The following is a 17,179-nucleotide window of genomic DNA, read 5'->3' on the forward strand; positions in this document are numbered from 1 at the left end:
GATATATTCGTGGCGCTTTTGGAATTTTGGAGTAAAAATATTATTGCAAGGTCGAATCGTTGAGATATACTTTAAAAGTAAAAATAATTTTGTGTAAATTTGTTTGCGATCCATTACGACTATCATCGCGGAAGGGGCTTTTATGAATACCGTAAAAAATACTGACAATAATAAGGTTGATAGTGTAAAAACTGGTGATGGAGCAATTACTTTTGATAGTGTGGAACGTTTTGTAAACCGAGAATTTTCATGGTTACAATTTAATAACCGTGTGTTGATGGAAAGTGCCAATGCGCAACATCCATTATTGGAGCGTGTGCGTTTTCTTTCTATTTCTGCAGCTAATCTTGATGAGTTTTTTATGGTGCGTATCGCAGGACTTGCTGGGCAAGTTCGTGCAGGTATCCAAACTCGCAGCGCAGATGGGCGCACCCCGCAAGAACAGCTTGATTTCATTTTGCCAGAAGTCGATAGATTGCAAAAAAATCAACAAATGCAACTGCGTTTGCTGCGCACTGCCCTTGTTAAAGAAAAAATTGAAATTGTCCGTCCTGATAAATTAAGCAAAACGGAAAGGACATGGCTTGAAGATCATTTTAGCCAACGTATTTTCCCAGTTTTAACACCGCTTTCAATCGATCCTGCCCATCCATTTCCATTCATTCCTAATTTGGGCTTTTCCATCGCATTACAATTGTCGCGCCGAGCCGACAAATATCCGATGACTGCCTTGCTGCGTTTACCAACAGCGCTAGAGCGGTTTATTCTATTGCCGGATGAGGATCGCGGTTCGCGTTTTATCACGCTTGAGGATACGGTTGGGCTATTTATTGGCCATTTATTCCCCGGCTATGAAGTTAGTGGTGCTGGTACTTTCCGTATTATTCGTGATAGCGATATTGAAGTTGAAGAAGAAGCTGAAGATCTTGTACGGCTTTTTGAAAGCGCGTTAAAACGTCGCCGCCGCGGTCAGGTTATCCGTATTGAATTTGATGCAGAAATGCCGGAAGATTTACGGATTTTTGTTGCAAGTGAATTGGAAGTACCAGAAAATCGCATTAGTGTGCTTGATGGTTTGCTGGCTTTAACCATGATTTCTGAGGTTGTAGATCTTCCACGTCCTGATTTGAAATTTGTGCCTTATAATCCGCGCTTTCCTGAGCGTATCCGTGAGCATGGCGGCGATTGTTTTGCGGCAATTCGCGAAAAGGACATTGTTGTTCACCACCCTTATGAATCTTTTGATGTGGTTGTACAGTTTTTGCGTCAAGCCGCAACTGACCCTGATGTGGTGGCAATTAAGCAAACACTATATCGCACATCAAATAATAGTCCGATTGTTCGCGCTTTGGTTGATGCGGCAGAGGCTGGCAAGTCGGTGACGGCGCTGGTGGAATTGAAAGCGCGCTTTGATGAAGAAGCCAATATTCGTTGGGCGCGTGACTTAGAGCGGGCTGGCGTACAAGTGGTATTTGGATTTATCGAACTTAAAACCCACGCTAAAATGTCATTGGTGGTGCGCCGCGAAGACCAGCGCCTTCGCACTTATGTGCATTTGGGAACTGGTAATTATCACCCAATCACCGCTAAAATTTATACAGATTTATCGTTCTTTACTACTGATCCAGATATTGGCCATGATGTTGGTGGCATTTTCAACTTTATTACAGGCTATGCACGGCCTGATGAAGATATGAAAATTGCCTTTTCGCCACTAACATTGCGATCGCGCATGTTGCACCATATTGAAAATGAAATGCAAAATGCCCGTCAGGGCAAAAAAGCTGCCATTTGGATGAAAATGAATTCGCTGGTGGATCCGCAAATTATTGATGCGCTTTATCGGGCAGGGCAGGCTGGCGTTAAAATTGATTTGATTGTTCGTGGTATTTGCTGCTTGCGTCCTGGGCTTCCAGGTTTTTCAGAAAATATTCGCGCCAAATCTATTGTCGGGCGGTTTTTGGAACATAGTCGTATTTTCTGTTTTGGTAATGGCAATGATTTGCCAAATGAAGATGCGATTATTTATTTCAGCTCGGCTGATATGATGCCGCGTAATCTTGACCGAAGAGTTGAGACATTGGTGCCAGTTTTCAATAAAACCGTGCATCAACAAGTTCTTTCACAAATAATGCTTGCTAATATCATTGATAATCAGCAAAGCTTTGAAATCCTTAATGATGGCACATCGACGAAAATTCAGCGTCTTGCTGAAGAGGAAGCGTTTAACGCCCAAGAATACTTTATGACCAATCCTAGCCTTTCAGGGCGTGGTAAGTCATTACGGTCTTCAGCGCCTAAACTTATAGCTCGTCGTAGCCGTGAACGCTAAGAAAAACAACAAGATTGATTGATTATGACACGTGCAAATGCTCAAGGTCGTCTCAAAGGGCGTAAACCAATTGCGGTTATTGATATTGGCTCAAACTCGGTAAGACTTGTGGTCTATGAAGGGTTGGTACGCTCGCCCACGGTTTTGTTTAATGAAAAAATCCTCTGCGGTCTTGGCAAGGGGTTGGCAAAAACAGGGCGATTGGAAGACGAGTCGGTAAAAATTGCACTGGCGACCTTGCGGCGTTTTAAAGCACTTTGTAAGCAGATTGATGTTGATAATATTCATGTGCTTGCAACAGCCGCCGCACGCGAAGCGGAAAATGGCCCACAATTTATTGAAGAAGCGGGCGAAATTTTAGGCTGTGAAATTCATGTTTTAACAGGCAAAGAAGAAGCAACCTATTCTGCTTATGGTATTTTATCGGCTTTTTACCAGCCTTCTGGTATTGTTGGTGATATGGGCGGCGGCAGTGTTGAATTGGTTGATGTTCATAAAAACAAAATTGGTGATGGCGTAACAACACCTTTGGGCGGATTGCGCCTTATGGATATGTCGGATAATAATCTTAGCGAAGCGGTAAAAATAGCGCGGCGTTATGTGCGAAAAGCCACATTATTAACCAAAGCGCGTGGGCGTAATTTTTATGCAGTTGGCGGTACATGGCGTAACCTTGCCAAGCTCTATATGAGCTTTAAGGGCTATCCTTTGCCGGTTATGCATGCCTATGAACTTATTCCAGATGAGATTGATTATTTTCTTCATCGCATAGCCAAAGGCGATATTGAAACCATCAAGGGGATTGAAACAATTTCAAAAAACCGTCGCCAATTATTGCCTTATGGTGCGGCGGTGCTTCTTGAAATTATCCATGTGATGAAGCCAGCAAAAATTATTTTCTCCGGTTCTGGTGTGCGTGAGGGCTTCCTCTTTTCCTTGCTAAACAAAACAGTTCGCAATTACGATCCATTATTATCAGCAACGGAAGAAATGGCGGTTTTGCGCGCTCGTTCGCCGCGTCATGCCAAGGAATTAATGGTTTGGACTTCGCAAGCCTTTGAAACTTTGCAACTAACTGAAAGCGAAGATGAAAAGCGTTACCGCGAGGCCATTTGCTATCTTGCTGATATTGCTTGGCGTATTCACCCCGATTATCGCGGCATGCAAGCGGCCAACCAAATTGCCTATGGTGTTTATTCCGGTATCGACCATCCAGGGCGAGTTTTTGCCGCTTTAACGGTTTTTTACCGCAATGAAGGCTTGGTGGGTGATAAAAACGCCCCAGAAATTATTAGCCTTGCAACGCCGGATATTATTTACCGTGCCAAGGTTTTGGGTGCTTTTATGCGCATTAGTAATTTATTTTGTGCATCCAATAGTGGTATTTTACCTGAAACCTTCTGGTCTATGGAAGATGGCTGCCTTTCGCTCAATATCCCACAAAAATATCAAGATTTGGTGTCTGATCGCCCAATTGGTCGTTTGCAGCAATTGTCTAAATTGGTCAATATTCCGGCGCAATATTGTATCATTAATGATTAGGGTTAGGACCTATTAATTTGAACGAAATGGTATGAGAAAATTTTTGTGAGAACAAGGAGAATATCCGCAGGAAATATGAATATTTTCAAGGATGTTCGACAAAGTTATCGCGAAAATTTACTTGTATCCTGAAAGGACACAAAAACAGCTGTAATCTACAGCGTCGTAAAGCTCAAATGGGTATACCACCCACTTTTCGCTTTCCTCCTTGTATATTTTTGCTGTTTATTGTGCCATTTCATTTAAATTATTAGGTCCTGACCCTAAGTCTTGATGCGATATTGATTTGTGCGCAATGGTGCTAAAAAATTATTATACATTTATTTCGTTTTATCGCGTAGTTTTATAAAACTGCGCGATATTTCCATGAAATGACAACAGTTTTATTGCTTTGAAAAAAAATTGTTAAATTTTGCTTATTTTACAAATTGTAATATGGTCTTGCTGTCTTTAAAATAAGGATTCAAGATTTAAAAAGAATGGGTATTGTTATGAAGCCGTTAATTGATCAATTTGATGTTTCACAAGAGGCGGTGGAGCAGGTTGTAAAAAACACCTTGGAAAATGCCGATGACGGCGAGCTTTATATGGAGTATCGCGAAAGTGAAGCCTTAGTTTTTGACAATGGCCGGTTAAAAACTGGCTCTTTTAATCAAGATCGCGGTTTTGGTTTGCGGGCTGTCGCTGGCGAAGCAACGGGTTATGCTCACTCAGGCGAATTTTCGTTAGCGGCATTAAAACGGGCAGGTGATGCGGCCAAAGCAGTATCAGCCAATCATAGCGGTACTATTGCTAGCGCGCCGCGCGGTACTAACCATCATCTTTATGGTGATGAAAGTCCGCTTGGCGCACCAAGCTTTGAAGAAAAAGTTGCTCTGCTTGAAAAAATTGATTCTTATTTGCGTCATAAAAACGGTGATGTTAGGCAGGTTACAGTATCCCTTGCTGGCTCTATCCAACAGGTGGAAATTTTGCGTGCAGATGGGCAATTGCTACGCGATACACGTCCGCTTGTTCGCCTTGGTATTGGTGTTGTTGCAGCACATGGCGATAGGCTTGAGAGTGGCTTTTATGGTTGCGGTGGCCGAAAGGCTTTTGAAAGCTTTATTACCGAACATAATTGGAAAATGGCGGCTGATGAAGCCTTGCGCCAAGCCTTAATTAATCTTGAAGCGGAAGATGCACCAGCTGGAACCTATGATGTGGTTTTGGCAAATGGTTGGCCTGGTGTTATGCTGCATGAAGCGGTGGGGCATGGCCTTGAGGGTGATTTTAACCGCAAGAAAACCTCTGCCTTTTCAGGGCTTTTAGGTCAGCAAGTGGCTGCAAAAGGGGTAACTGTCGTTGATGATGGTACAATTCCAGATCGGCGCGGTTCCTTAAGTATTGATGATGAGGGAACGCCATCTGGTCGCAATATATTAATCGATGATGGTAAGCTTGTTGGCTATATGCAAGATAGGCTAAACGCTCGTTTAATGAATATGCAGCCAACCGGTAATGGCCGGCGCGAATCCTATGCTTATGCACCAATGCCACGTATGACCAACACTATGATGCTTGGCGGCGATGCAACGCCTGAAGATATTATAGCTTCGGTCAAAGATGGTATTTATTGTGTTTCTTTTGGCGGCGGTCAAGTGGACATCACATCGGGTAAATTTGTGTTTGAATGTACCGAAGCCTATCGCATCCATAATGGTGTTGTTGGTGCGCCCATAAAGGGTGCAACACTTATCGGTAATGGACCTGATGCGATGCACCGTATTTCGATGATTGGCAATGATCCAAAGCTCGATAATGGCATTGGTATGTGCGGAAAAGCAGGGCAAAGTGTGCCGGTTGGTGTAGGGCAACCACATTTGCGCATGAATGGCATGACAATTGGTGGTACGAAAGCCTAATTAAGAGATGAAGAGTAGTTTAACTCATTTTTAGAGGTGAACTGCTCTTATTCTTTAAAAAAGGTGGTGAGATAAGTCTGGTTATCTATAGGTTTGAGTAGGGGGAAATGAAATTAATTCAATAGTTAAGTATTTAAAGCAAGCCTTTGTTAGCTTTTGTGGAACTAATGAAAAAAAGATAAGCCCAACCCAATTTGAAATGCGCGCAAAAAACTTTAAACCAAGCCAAGAGCTTTACTTTCTTTTTGTTGATAAAGACCACTTTACTTCAATTGGAAAATAAGTTTGGGAGTAGCTATGGGAAATGCCAAAAGCTGGTTTATTGTTAAATATAATTGGGATGATGATTGCACGTGCGAGCATCATTTTCAGCACCGCTATCTTGGTATTGGCGGTGATCTATGGCCGCAAGGAAATGCGGATAATCATACCGCCTATTATTCGATTTTCAAAAAAATAAGTGAAAATTGGCAATATATCAATATAGGCAATTATTATATAAATGTTTGCACATCGCTTATTGACGCAAAAAACTATAGCCAATTTTTAGAGACAAAATATAAAAAGCCAATCCTTATTGAAGTGTCATTAGATGATTTAGAAAAGGCTGCAGGCTATGATTTTGGCCAGCCCCACGGCGGCTATTCGTTAATAGAGACGGAGATTTTTGGCTGCCGTCGTTTTGAAGCAGCAAAAAAATATCTTAATCATCACAGTCTATTTAAAGCGCGTGGTAATATAAATCAGTTTATTAGCCAATTAGATTTAACCAAAGTGGAAGATCTTAATAATTATCTTGCTGTTTCGATTAGAGAAGTTTTGTTTTAAAATTGATTATCAAAAGGCGCTTAAAGCAAAAAGGCGTTATTAAAAAATAACGCCTTTGAAAAAATGCTTTTATAAAACTATAATTTTAAGTTTTTAACCGTGTTGAGGTTAGCATAAAGGCTGGAATATCATCGCCAAAACCAATAATTGGGGCGTTATCATGCTTTTTGCGGTTGTGGTCGGAATGATTATTTTTTGAATGGGGTGACTTTGTTGCTGGCATATTTTCTTTAACTTTTGCCGCTTCAATTACGGGCTCTTTGCTTGGACCATTTGGAGCTTTGCTTTGATTATTTAGCGCTTTGCTTGGCGCATCTTTGCCTACGGTCTCATCAATTGAGGCTAATGTATCATTGGTTAAAATTGGATCTTTTGCTTTTTTATTGGTATTCTTTTTATTGCGGCCAGCTTTACCCTTATGCTCGGTTTCTTCAGTTTTTTGTGGGGCAAGTGTTGAAAGATCGCCATCAAGCCAAGCAATTTCTTCCTTGTTCATTTTTTCAATAGCATCAACATATTTCATGTCGGCTTTGGTAACAATGGTAAAGGCACTGCCTTTGCGGCCGGCTCTGCCTGTGCGTCCAATGCGATGCACATAGTCTTCAGGATGAGTAGGCACGTCAAAGTTAAAAACATGGCTGACATCAGGAATATCAAGCCCGCGTGCCGCAACGTCGGATGCAACCAAAAGTTGCAATTTACCCTCTTTGAAATTGGCAAGCATCGTCATGCGCGAGCGTTGATCCATGTCGCCATGCAAAGCACCAACGCTAAAATTATGGCGGGTTAGCGAACGGAAAAGCTCTGCCACATCTTTTTTGCGGTTACAAAATATAATCGCGTTTTTAAGCTCATCACCCTGTGCTTTAATAAGGTCGCGCAATACGGCGCGTTTATCCCAAGATTTTGGCGGCGATTTTACTAAATATTGGGTGATTGTGCGTGCGGTTGATGATTCTTTGGCAACTTCCACGCGCTCTGGTGCATGTAAAAACTGCTCGGTCAATGTGGTGATTTCTGGCGCCATAGTTGCCGAGAAAAACAAAGTTTGCCGCGTAAACGGAATAAGCTTACAAATGCGCTCAATATCAGGAATGAAACCCATATCAAGCATGCGGTCGGCTTCATCAATCACCAAAATTTCAACGCCAGTTAAAAGAAGTTTTCCGCGTTCAAAATGGTCGAGCATACGCCCTGGTGTTGCAATTAATACATCTGCGCCACGCTCTAATTTGCGGTCTTGATCTTCAAAAGATGTACCGCCAATCAGTAAAGCGACATTTAGGCGATGATTAATGCCATATTTTTCAAAATTTTCAGCTACTTGCGCTGCAAGTTCGCGGGTAGGCTCAAGGATCAAAGTGCGCGGCATTCTTGCGCGTGCACGTCCTTTTTCAAGCAAGGTCAACATTGGCAGTACGAAAGAAGCCGTTTTACCTGTGCCAGTTTGTGCGATACCTAAAACATCTCGCCGTTGCAGAATAAATGGTATTGCACCAGCCTGAATTGCGGTTGGAGTTGTATAGCCAGCTGCATCAACTGCGGCCGTTACTTTTTGGGATAAACCAAGTTCTGCAAAAGATGTTAAGGAGGACATATTTTCTTCAATTTTTAAGGACAAATTTTAATCTTTGTTTAAATGCGTCAAATGATCGCTAATTAATTAGCTATATAATGCAAATTAGAAAAAATAAAAGCATTATATAATTTTATTCAATCTTATCAAACTTACTTGATAAAGCCAAACGGTATTTCCATAGCTGTCTATCAAGCTTGTCATAATAATTTTTGTAATCTAGTTATTTTATGCAGTCTATCTAGATGATTTTTTTATAATCTATCTGTGTGATGTAAAAATAAGCAAGATGTTTATTTTTCATCAAATAAGATTTAAAGCTATAAATATTACACCATCAAGACATAAATATTTAAGAATAGTTAAGCTTCTCAGATATAAAAGTCAACGAAATAATTTAATCGATTTTATAAAAGTATTTAATGTTTTTATCAAAGTTAAACACTTGCGCTTAGCAAATTGGAGAAAATATAGAAATATAATTTTATATTTAAAATCAATTTGATATATATTTTTAATAAAGTGATTATAGGTACAAAAATTTAATTTTTTCAGTAAAGAATGTTTGTAAATTAGTGAATAATGCAATGATTCATTGTGATAGAGTAACGTCGTTAAGCACTTTGCATTGACATTATTTTTATATACCATCGGCCTATCTACTAAATTTTGCCATCGCTTGAATTGTTGCATGTCACTTATAAAGTGGATAACTAACCGCTTTTTTGCATAGTTTCCATAAAGGGGCTGTTTTTATCTTAATAATTTTATCTACATAATTTATAGTGTTTGCAATAAATAGAATATTGGTCTGGAGTTATCATGTCACTTCCTGAAAAAGCATTTCCCGTCAGCTGGGATCAATTTCATCGCGATGCACGCGCACTTGCTTGGCGTATTGCAGGGCAGGGCACTGAGTGGAAAGCCATTGTTGCTATTACACGCGGTGGCTTGGTGCCGGCCGCCATTATTTGCCGCGAATTAAATATCCGCCTTATTGAAACCGTTTGTATTGCCTCTTATCACGATTATAGTAAGCAGGGTGAAATGGCGGTATTAAAAGGTATCAGCGAAAACCTGTTAGAAAATGGTGGCGAAGGCGTATTGGTGGTTGATGATTTGACCGATACCGGCAAAACAGCTGGTCTTATCCGCAATATGATCCCAAAGGCGCATTTTGCAACGGTTTACGCAAAGCCGCAGGGCCGCCCGCTGGTTGATACTTTTGTAACCGAAGTTAGTCAGGACACTTGGATTTATTTCCCTTGGGATATGGGGCTTGCTTATCAAGAACCTATAGCAAAAGGCGGCGCCTAATTCATATTTTTGGCAAGGTATCCACTCGATTAGGCGTAGTTTCCTTGCCAGTATTCTAATAATGAGTGAAAATAATTTCCTTAAATGCAGCGTTTTTTATAGCTTATAGGTGTTGTATACTATAAGGCTTGGCATAATGCTATTTTTATGCTATCATTTGCGCCGGCTTTTGAGAATGTGCTAAATTTCAGATATTAACCTTGTTTTTAAAAAAGTAATAAAATAGTTGACAGTGTTTTTTTAAGGAACTGTTTTAGGTTTTTATTCTTTGACATTTTTATATCAATCAAATTATTAAGCAATTAAAAACCAAATTATCGAAAAAACAAATTATCGAAAAATATGTGCTGAGCAATTGAACCAAACGGATTTTGATTCATTATATTAATATCAACTCTTACCGGTCGCATCATCATCATAAATCGACGACCCAAAAAAAATAACAAGAAGAGGATATAGTAATGTCGGCCGTAGCAAAATCAAAAATTGTATTATTAAATGATGGCCATCTATTACAGGTAGCAGCCCTTGTTTATCGCTATCAGGGCAAAAATTTAGAAGTTTTATTAATAACCAGCCGTGGCACCGGCCGTTGGATTTTTCCAAAAGGTTGGCCAATGCCAGGACGCAGCTCGGCACAGGCTGCCTTGCGTGAAGCCTATGAAGAGGCAGGTGTGCGCGGCACTGCTGAAGCTCATGCAATTGGTTCTTATGAATATAAGAAATATGACTTGCCAGAGGGACAAAACTTGTTCACAGTTGACGTTTTTCCAATTCTATTTTCTCATCAAGAGAAAAAATGGCCAGAAAAACAACAGCGTCAATATGAGTGGGTAAGCCCACAAGAAGCTGCAAAGCGAGTGGATGAGCAGGAATTAAAACAACTCCTATTAAATTTTCAGCCACTAGCCCAAGCGGCAATAGCTTAATCTTACTTTAATATTAAGGGGCTAACACCTAAAATAGCAATAAGCTATCAAATGGGCTACGACTTGATTTAAACTGTAGCCCATGGTTTTTTAAAATAATTAATTGGCCTTGTAACCTTTCATCAGTTCAAGCACCTCATCTTCAGTTAAATAACGGATAAAATCAAGCCGTGTCGTTTGCCCAACATGGATTTGATCCGTCATATTTTCCCAGCTGCGCTTAATCATGGATTGATCTTCAACCGCAACCAAAACCACTTTTCCTTGCCATTTGGGCCATATATCTACCGCTGGTTCGCCCAAAATAATCGGAAATATTTGCGGCCCTTCATCTTGCCAGTTAGACCAAGGAATCCAAGAATATATGGATTTTTGCACGGCTTCATCCACCAATATAGCTGGATTGGCCTTGCCAATTTTTAAATGTTCTTAGCGCTCTGCAATAAAGGGTTGCAACAACTCAATGGCATGAAAACCGTTTCTTATGTGGTGACCACGAACAATAAAACCAGTTTTACTGGAATGTAGTAGCACAACCATGTCAGGATTGCTCATTGACGTCATTTGGGTAAGAAAATAAAGATGGCTAATATCAATGAGATCGCTATAATAAATTTCGTAAATTTTTTCGATAAATTGTTGGTTGGCTTTAAAAGCCTCTAAATAGTCATCATGATGAATGATGCATGCCATGATGGGAAGAATGAGCCAATTAATCGTCTCCGTAAGATCTGCTAATCGCGCTTTTTCATCACTTTCAAGGTTTTCAAACTTTTCTTTAACCTGATGCCAATTTTTTAAATTTTGCTCAAATGCGGCTTTATTTTCATTATATCGACTGTGACTCTCATTAGGTTCATTGCCAATAAAAGGCTCAAACTCTGCTAAATAGTGCAATAACAGTGCGCAGGCATTGTCAAAAAATTGCGCTGGTTACACCCCTTGTTCGATAAGGCCGCCACACGCCAAAGCAAGGGTGGCAGCATTTTCGGGCAAAACAAAATGCCCTAATTGCTCGCCTACTTGTTTAATCCATAGGGAGGGATCATCAATTTTCTTGACAGCTTGTTGAAAATTTACCCAAATAGGCAGCATCTCTGGCGAGCGCACGGATTTATCAGCTTTGACCATATCCGCCAACAAGGCATCAATTCTACCTATATTCTGCATGAAACACCCCATTATTGCTAGAATTAACCTATTAGAGCGCATTTCGATCTGATTGGATCAGATCGGCGCTCTAATCCATTGTTTACCTTCGTTTTTTATCCGAAAACCGCTTCACATTTTTTTTGAAAACGGTCTAAATAATCGTTACTTTTGCCCAATTATACCATTTCAACATCCACAACACCTTGGATCGCTTTCATTGCCGCGGCAATTTGCGGGCTTAAGCGATAACGGCGCGGTAATAAAATTTCAATCTCGCGTTCGCCATCATCTTTTAATAAAATAAGGCTAACTTCACCATCACCAATAGTGGTTAATTGTGTTTTGATATGTTCCACCACATCGGCAGAACGCACAAATAAACGCAGCATTTTACGAAGGCGCGCCGCCTCATCTTCTAAAGAATTAACGCTTTGGATGCGCAGGCTCACCCCTTCTGGGCGGTTTTCCGCAGCAACAGTAATCACCACCGATTGCCCTGGTTCCAGCATGTCACCAAATTGGGCAAGACCTTCAGAAAAGAGAATGGCTTCATATTGACCGGTTGAATCTGAAAATTGGATAATACCCATTTTGTTGCCAGTACGGGTTTTGCGAATTTGCTTTGTGGCGACCGTTCCAGCAAGGCGGCCGGCACTGGCCCCTTTGCGTACTGCATTGGAAAATACCGCCCAATCTTGTACGCGCATTTTTTCGAGGTAGGTTTTATATTCATCGAGCGGATGAGCCGATAAATAAAATCCAACCGCTTGAAATTCGCGGTGCAGTTTTTGCGCGCTAAGCCAAGGGGTTGCTTGTGGTAACATGAGCTTTTCAGCTGGGGTATCAGCAAGGCCAAAAATATCAATTTGACCGCTATTGCGATCTTCAAGCACGCGATGCGAACGGGCTAGGATAGTATCAATGCCCGCCACCAAAACTTCGCGGCCAATGCCAAAACAATCAAGGGCGCCTGCACTAATCAAGCTTTCAAGGGCGCGGCGATTAACAATATGGGTATCGACACGCTCGCAAAAATCTTCCAAGGAAGAAAATGGCTTATTGCCGCGTACTTCAACAATATGATCAACTGCCTGCTCACCTACGCCTTTAATGGCGGAAAGCGAATAATAAATGCAATTATCACCTACTTCAAAAATACGATAAGACGTTTGGATCGACGGCTGCACCACCTTGATGCCCAAACGCTCGGCTTCACGGCGAAAATCGTTAAGCTTATCGGTATTATTCATATCATAAGTCATTGACGCGGCGATAAATTCAACCGGATAATGCGCCTTCATATAGGCGGTTTGATAAGAAACAATAGCATAGGCGGCAGCGTGGGATTTATTGAAACCATAATCGGCAAATTTTGCCAAAAGATCAAAAATCGTATTGGCTTGTTGTTTAGATACGCCATTTTCAATCGCGCCATCGACAAAGCGCGATCTTTGCTTATCCATTTCCTCGCGGATTTTTTTACCCATAGCGCGGCGGAGCAAATCGGCTTCACCAAGGGAGTAGCCAGATAAAACCTGCGCAATCTGCATCACCTGTTCTTGGTAAACAATAACGCCTTGCGTTTCCTTGACAAGATAATCAATTTGCGGATGGATCGATGCAATTTCTTCTTCGCCATGTTTGCGGGCATTATAGGTTGGAATATTTTCCATTGGCCCCGGGCGATAGAGCGCAACAAGGGCAATAATATCCTCAATTCTATCCGGCTTCATGCCTAGCAAGGCTTTTCGCATGCCGGCACTTTCCACCTGAAAAACGCCAACAGTTTCACCGCGCGCCATCATTTCATAGGTTAGCGCATCATCAAGGGGAATGTGAGAAAGATCTATTTTTATGTTTTTTCGCGCAACAAATTTAACCGCAGTTTGTAAAACTGTAAGAGTTTTTAACCCCAAAAAGTCAAATTTCACCAATCCTGCTTGTTCAACATATTTCATGTTAAATTGAGTGACTGGCATATCCGAACGCGGATCACGATACATCGGCACCAATTGCCACAAGGGGCGGTCACCAATAACAATACCGGCGGCATGGGTGGAGGCGTGGCGATAAAGCCCTTCGAGCTTTTGCGCCACATCAAGCAAGCGGCCAACAACTGGCTCCTTTTGCACTTCTTCTGCAAATTTTGGCTCATCTTGAATAGCTTTTGACAGCGAAACAGGATTAGCTGGATTTGATGGAACAAGCTTACTTAAGCGGTCAACCTGCCCATAGGGTATTTCAAGCACACGCCCCACATCGCGCAATACGGCGCGCGCTTGCAGCGTTCCAAAAGTGATAATCTGCGCAACTTGTTCGCGGCCATATTTACCTTGCACATAACGAATGACTTCTTCGCGCCGATCCTGACAAAAATCGATATCAAAGTCTGGCATTGATACGCGGTCGGGATTCAAAAAACGCTCAAACAGCAGCGAAAAGCGCAAAGGATCAACATCGGTAATGGTAAGCGCATAAGCAACCAGCGAGCCAGCACCAGAACCACGCCCTGGTCCTACGGGAATATCCTTACTCTTTGCCCATTTGATAAAGTCAGCAACGATCAAAAAATAGCCAGGAAACTGCATGCGTTCAATAATGCCAATTTCATATTCCAACCGCTTTTCATAGTCTTCAACATTATAGCCATCAGCAAGCCCTGCGGTTTCAAGTCGCCATTTCAAACCTTCTCGCGCTTGGCGGCTAAGTTCTGCAGCTTCTGCGGCAAGGGCTGCATCAGGGTCATCCGACTGGCCAGTAAATCGCGGCAAGATCGGCTTTCTAGTTGGGGTAAAACTGTGGCAGCGTAATGCGATTTCAACGGTATTTTCAATGGCTTCGGGAAGATCTTTAAAAAGCGCTACCATTTCATCTTGCGTTTTCATATAATGATCTGGCGTTATGCGGCGGCGATCATCATTAGACACCACTTGGCCAGCGGCAATAGCCAGCAATGCATCGTGGGCTTCATAATCTTCACGCTTTAAGAAAAAGCCTTCATTGGTTGCAACAAGGGGCAATTCGCGTGCATAAGCAAGTTCCACCAGCTTTGCCTCAAGAGCACGATCATAATCGCCTTGCCGTTCAAGTTCAACATAAAGCCGATCTTTAATTGCCTTTTGCAAAAACTCAATGCGGCTCAAAGCCTTGTCAGGGCGATCTTCTTTAAAGGCAGCAGCAATAGGCCCATTTAAACCACCAGTTAAAACAATAATACCATCACCAATTTCATTAAGGTATTGCGCTCTAATATGGGGTGGATCTGTATCTAATTTATCAAGATAGGCACGGCTTACAAGGTCAACAAGATTATTATAACCTGTATCATTGGCAGCAAGAAATACCATTGATTGAAAATCTGCAGCGGTGCGCATTTTAACTATGCGGCTATCACGCGCATCATCTTCAAAATCTACAGCTAATTGACAACCAATAATGGGTTGAATACCCACCTTAAAACATTTTTGGGTAAATTCCAATGCGCCAAATAGATTATTGGTATCAGTAATAGCAATTGCCGCTTCGTGGTCGCTTGCTGCATGAGCAACGATTTTGTCGGTTTTAAGCGCTCCTTCAAGCAATGAAAAAGCAGAATGGACGCGCAAATGGACAAACTTAGGATAAGAAAGTGATTTAGGCGTTTGTGTTGTTGTTTCACTCACCAGTATGAATCCTATTTTGCTTCAGGTTTTATGAATGTGGTGCTGAATATAGCTTGAATATATGGCATTTATATCAACACATATGATAGGTGATATAAAGATAATATTTACAACTTTAAAGCCCTCTTTGCCGAAAATATGCTTCAATTAGCAGATTGTTCGTGAGCTCGACTAAAGAAGCTAAGCTTTGCTTCAAGGCTTTATTAAATAGCTACATAATAAATTTTGTGAAACGCCAGTTAATGGCAGAGCTGTTTAAGAAAATATATAGATTTTTAATATTTCGAGAAAAATATTTAATTTAAAATGTATTTGAAACAAGCAATTGTACGATGAGTTCAAATTTTTGATAGATCAATAAAAGGTAGCGAAATTAGTTTAAATAGAAATGTTTTATATTGTATTGTTTGGTAAAATAAATGGTGCCAAATAAATTTATAAAAAGACAAAAATAAAATGGCGATGTTTATAGAGTAAATATACTCAGTTAAACATTAACGCCATTTTTTCACATGAAGTGTAAAGACTATGTGTCACCTTGTGGGTGGTAGAATTTATATTTTAATTATCAAATTATTAAAGATAACTTAACTCCCCCGCAGGTGTTAAAGTTATATTATTGCTTGGCTGCCCGCTTTTTACGTTTGCGGCCTAGTCCCATTTCTTTTGCGAGTTCAGAACGCGCCATGGCATAATTAGGAGCAACCATTGGATAATTGGGATCTAGATCCCATTTTTCACGGTATTGTTCTGGGGTTAAGCCGTAATGGGTCATCAGATGGCGTTTTAATGATTTAAACTTTTTACCATCTTCAAGGCAAATAATGTAATCTTCACCAACAGAGCGCTTTGGATTAACTGCAGGCTTGGGTTTTTCAGTAACGACTTCAACAGTATTAGTTGCATCGATACTGGATAGCGCACCATGTACATTGGTGATTATTGTTGGTAATTCAGCTGCTTGGCAATCATTATTGCTTACATATGCAGCAACGATATCAGCGGTCAATGCGATCAACATTGCCCGGTCAGTTTCATTATTATCAGAGCTTTCCATAAGTTCTTCCTTTTGGTCTTGTTTTATCAAGTCAAAATACAAAAATATGGCTTAATAAAAAGCCTATATAAATCTATCTGACAAGGATTTAGCTATTTGTGTTGCTAATATCATTACATATAAAATTGTCAATCGATGTGATATCTAAATTCTATTAATTTTTATATAGGCAACGATATCGGTCTTTCAATTATATTACAATATATTTTATATAATAAAGAAGCAGATATTTTTTATTAAAAAAATGTAAGGTTATATCGCAAATATGTGATTTTAAAAAAACTGCAAATGAAATTTATATAGTTCTCCACTTGTATTGTAGTAGAGCTACTCTATTTTAAAATTAAAATTTCGACAATGGGTATTAAAAGTGAATAGATTAAATAATACACACTTAAAAGTTATTAAAACTGATGAAGAGTGGCAAGAACAGCTTACCCCTATTCAATATCAGATTACGCGGCAGCATGGTACCGAGCGAGCGTTTTCCAGTCCAGATTTTGATACGTCTCATCCGGGCATATTCCGTTGTATTTGCTGTGGCAATGCTCTGTATGATTCATCTGATAAATATGAATCTGGTACTGGTTGGCCAAGCTTTAGCCAACCTATTAAAGAAGATGCAGTTATTTGTGTTGATGATCATTCCTATGGAATGGAGCGTACTGAAATTCGTTGTGCTGATTGTGACGCACATCTTGGCCATGTTTTTCCTGATGGCCCTCCACCTACTGGCCTTAGATTTTGTATGAATGGTCACGCGTTAAGCTATGATCAACAAAGTATTAATTCTTATTGATAGTGTTTCTTAATGCTTAAATATTAACAATGTTTCTTTATTTAAGTGTGTGTTAGCATTTTTAAAGGATAAAAAGGTGGT

The 17,179-nt window shown here is 40.6% G+C and carries 13 protein-coding genes and 1 pseudogene; 8 read left to right on the top strand and 6 right to left on the bottom strand.

What is annotated here, in order from left to right:
• Positions 1 to 142 precede the first annotated feature (142 nt).
• The 5 genes from N6A79_RS04465 to N6A79_RS04480 all read left to right on the top strand — a co-directional run bounded on the left by N6A79_RS04465 (position 143) and on the right by N6A79_RS04480 (position 6,606).
• A complete protein-coding gene (locus N6A79_RS04465; protein WP_182419098.1) occupies positions 143 to 2,332 on the top strand; it encodes an RNA degradosome polyphosphate kinase in 2,190 nt (729 codons plus the stop codon).
• 24 nt (positions 2,333 to 2,356) lie between these two features.
• A complete protein-coding gene (ppx, locus tag N6A79_RS04470; RefSeq protein WP_268547176.1) occupies positions 2,357 to 3,874 on the top strand; it encodes an exopolyphosphatase in 1,518 nt (505 codons plus the stop codon).
• A 491-nt stretch (positions 3,875 to 4,365) separates the two neighbouring features.
• Positions 4,366 to 5,778 (top strand): metalloprotease TldD, encoded by a 1,413-nt coding sequence (tldD, locus tag N6A79_RS04475; protein ID WP_268547177.1) that lies wholly within the window; start codon positions 4,366 to 4,368, stop codon positions 5,776 to 5,778.
• Between the two features lie 121 nt (positions 5,779 to 5,899).
• Positions 5,900 to 6,061 (top strand): DUF4424 family protein, encoded by a 162-nt coding sequence (locus N6A79_RS15870; protein WP_442784274.1) that lies wholly within the window; start codon positions 5,900 to 5,902, stop codon positions 6,059 to 6,061.
• Between the two features lie 14 nt (positions 6,062 to 6,075).
• Positions 6,076 to 6,606, top strand: a complete 531-nt coding sequence (locus N6A79_RS04480) for a hypothetical protein (protein ID WP_268547178.1) — start codon at positions 6,076 to 6,078, stop codon at positions 6,604 to 6,606.
• Between the two features lie 361 nt (positions 6,607 to 6,967).
• On the opposite strand, the pseudogene N6A79_RS04485 reads toward N6A79_RS04480, so the two are convergent.
• Positions 6,968 to 8,203, bottom strand: a pseudogene (locus N6A79_RS04485) (DEAD/DEAH box helicase); the annotation flags it as partial.
• Between the two features lie 801 nt (positions 8,204 to 9,004).
• On the opposite strand from N6A79_RS04485, the gene gpt reads away from it, so the two are divergent.
• A complete protein-coding gene (gene gpt, locus N6A79_RS04490) occupies positions 9,005 to 9,499 on the top strand; it encodes a xanthine phosphoribosyltransferase (protein ID WP_262099517.1) in 495 nt (164 codons plus the stop codon).
• 461 nt (positions 9,500 to 9,960) lie between these two features.
• Positions 9,961 to 10,428 carry an NUDIX hydrolase gene (locus tag N6A79_RS04495; protein WP_182419103.1) on the top strand — a complete coding sequence of 156 codons (468 nt, stop codon included), beginning with the start codon at positions 9,961 to 9,963 and terminating at the stop codon, positions 10,426 to 10,428.
• Positions 10,429 to 10,527: 99 nt separating this feature from the next.
• Here the strand turns inward: N6A79_RS04495 and N6A79_RS04500 are convergent, their stop codons facing one another.
• The 5 genes from N6A79_RS04500 to N6A79_RS04520 all read right to left on the bottom strand — a co-directional run bounded on the left by N6A79_RS04500 (position 10,528) and on the right by N6A79_RS04520 (position 16,299).
• Positions 10,528 to 10,806 (bottom strand): hypothetical protein, encoded by a 279-nt coding sequence (locus N6A79_RS04500; RefSeq protein ID WP_268547180.1) that lies wholly within the window; start codon positions 10,804 to 10,806, stop codon positions 10,528 to 10,530.
• 51 nt (positions 10,807 to 10,857) lie between these two features.
• Entirely contained in the window at positions 10,858 to 11,325 is a 468-nt protein-coding gene (locus N6A79_RS04505; protein ID WP_268547181.1) for a hypothetical protein, read from the bottom strand.
• Between the two features lie 36 nt (positions 11,326 to 11,361).
• Positions 11,362 to 11,598, bottom strand: coding sequence for a hypothetical protein (locus N6A79_RS04510; RefSeq protein ID WP_268547182.1), 237 nt, complete (start codon positions 11,596 to 11,598; stop codon positions 11,362 to 11,364).
• Positions 11,599 to 11,756: 158 nt separating this feature from the next.
• Positions 11,757 to 15,242, bottom strand: coding sequence for a DNA polymerase III subunit alpha (dnaE, locus tag N6A79_RS04515; protein WP_268547183.1), 3,486 nt, complete (start codon positions 15,240 to 15,242; stop codon positions 11,757 to 11,759).
• Between the two features lie 616 nt (positions 15,243 to 15,858).
• Positions 15,859 to 16,299 carry a MucR family transcriptional regulator gene (locus tag N6A79_RS04520; protein ID WP_182419105.1) on the bottom strand — a complete coding sequence of 147 codons (441 nt, stop codon included), beginning with the start codon at positions 16,297 to 16,299 and terminating at the stop codon, positions 15,859 to 15,861.
• A gap of 370 nt (positions 16,300 to 16,669) precedes the next feature.
• Here N6A79_RS04520 and msrB point away from each other — a divergent pair, with 370 nt between their 5' ends.
• Positions 16,670 to 17,098 carry a peptide-methionine (R)-S-oxide reductase MsrB gene (gene msrB, locus N6A79_RS04525; protein WP_262080108.1) on the top strand — a complete coding sequence of 143 codons (429 nt, stop codon included), beginning with the start codon at positions 16,670 to 16,672 and terminating at the stop codon, positions 17,096 to 17,098.
• Positions 17,099 to 17,179 lie beyond the last annotated feature (81 nt).

This window comes from Bartonella sp. HY761 (assembly GCF_026743145.1).
Classification (GTDB): Bacteria; Pseudomonadota; Alphaproteobacteria; order Rhizobiales; family Rhizobiaceae; genus HY038.

Bases quoted from the DNA above. Each gene is read 5' to 3' on its own strand.
- N6A79_RS04465 (WP_182419098.1), top strand. From the start codon at position 143: ATGAATACCGTAAAAAATACTGACAATAATAAGGTTGATAGTGTAAAA.
- ppx (WP_268547176.1), top strand. From the start codon at position 2,357: ATGACACGTGCAAATGCTCAAGGTCGTCTCAAAGGGCGTAAACCAATT.
- tldD (WP_268547177.1), top strand. From the start codon at position 4,366: ATGAAGCCGTTAATTGATCAATTTGATGTTTCACAAGAGGCGGTGGAG.
- N6A79_RS04480 (WP_268547178.1), top strand. From the start codon at position 6,076: ATGGGAAATGCCAAAAGCTGGTTTATTGTTAAATATAATTGGGATGAT.
- gpt (WP_262099517.1), top strand. From the start codon at position 9,005: ATGTCACTTCCTGAAAAAGCATTTCCCGTCAGCTGGGATCAATTTCAT.
- N6A79_RS04495 (WP_182419103.1), top strand. From the start codon at position 9,961: ATGTCGGCCGTAGCAAAATCAAAAATTGTATTATTAAATGATGGCCAT.
- N6A79_RS04510 (WP_268547182.1), bottom strand. From the start codon at position 11,598: ATGCAGAATATAGGTAGAATTGATGCCTTGTTGGCGGATATGGTCAAA.
- N6A79_RS04520 (WP_182419105.1), bottom strand. From the start codon at position 16,299: ATGGAAAGCTCTGATAATAATGAAACTGACCGGGCAATGTTGATCGCA.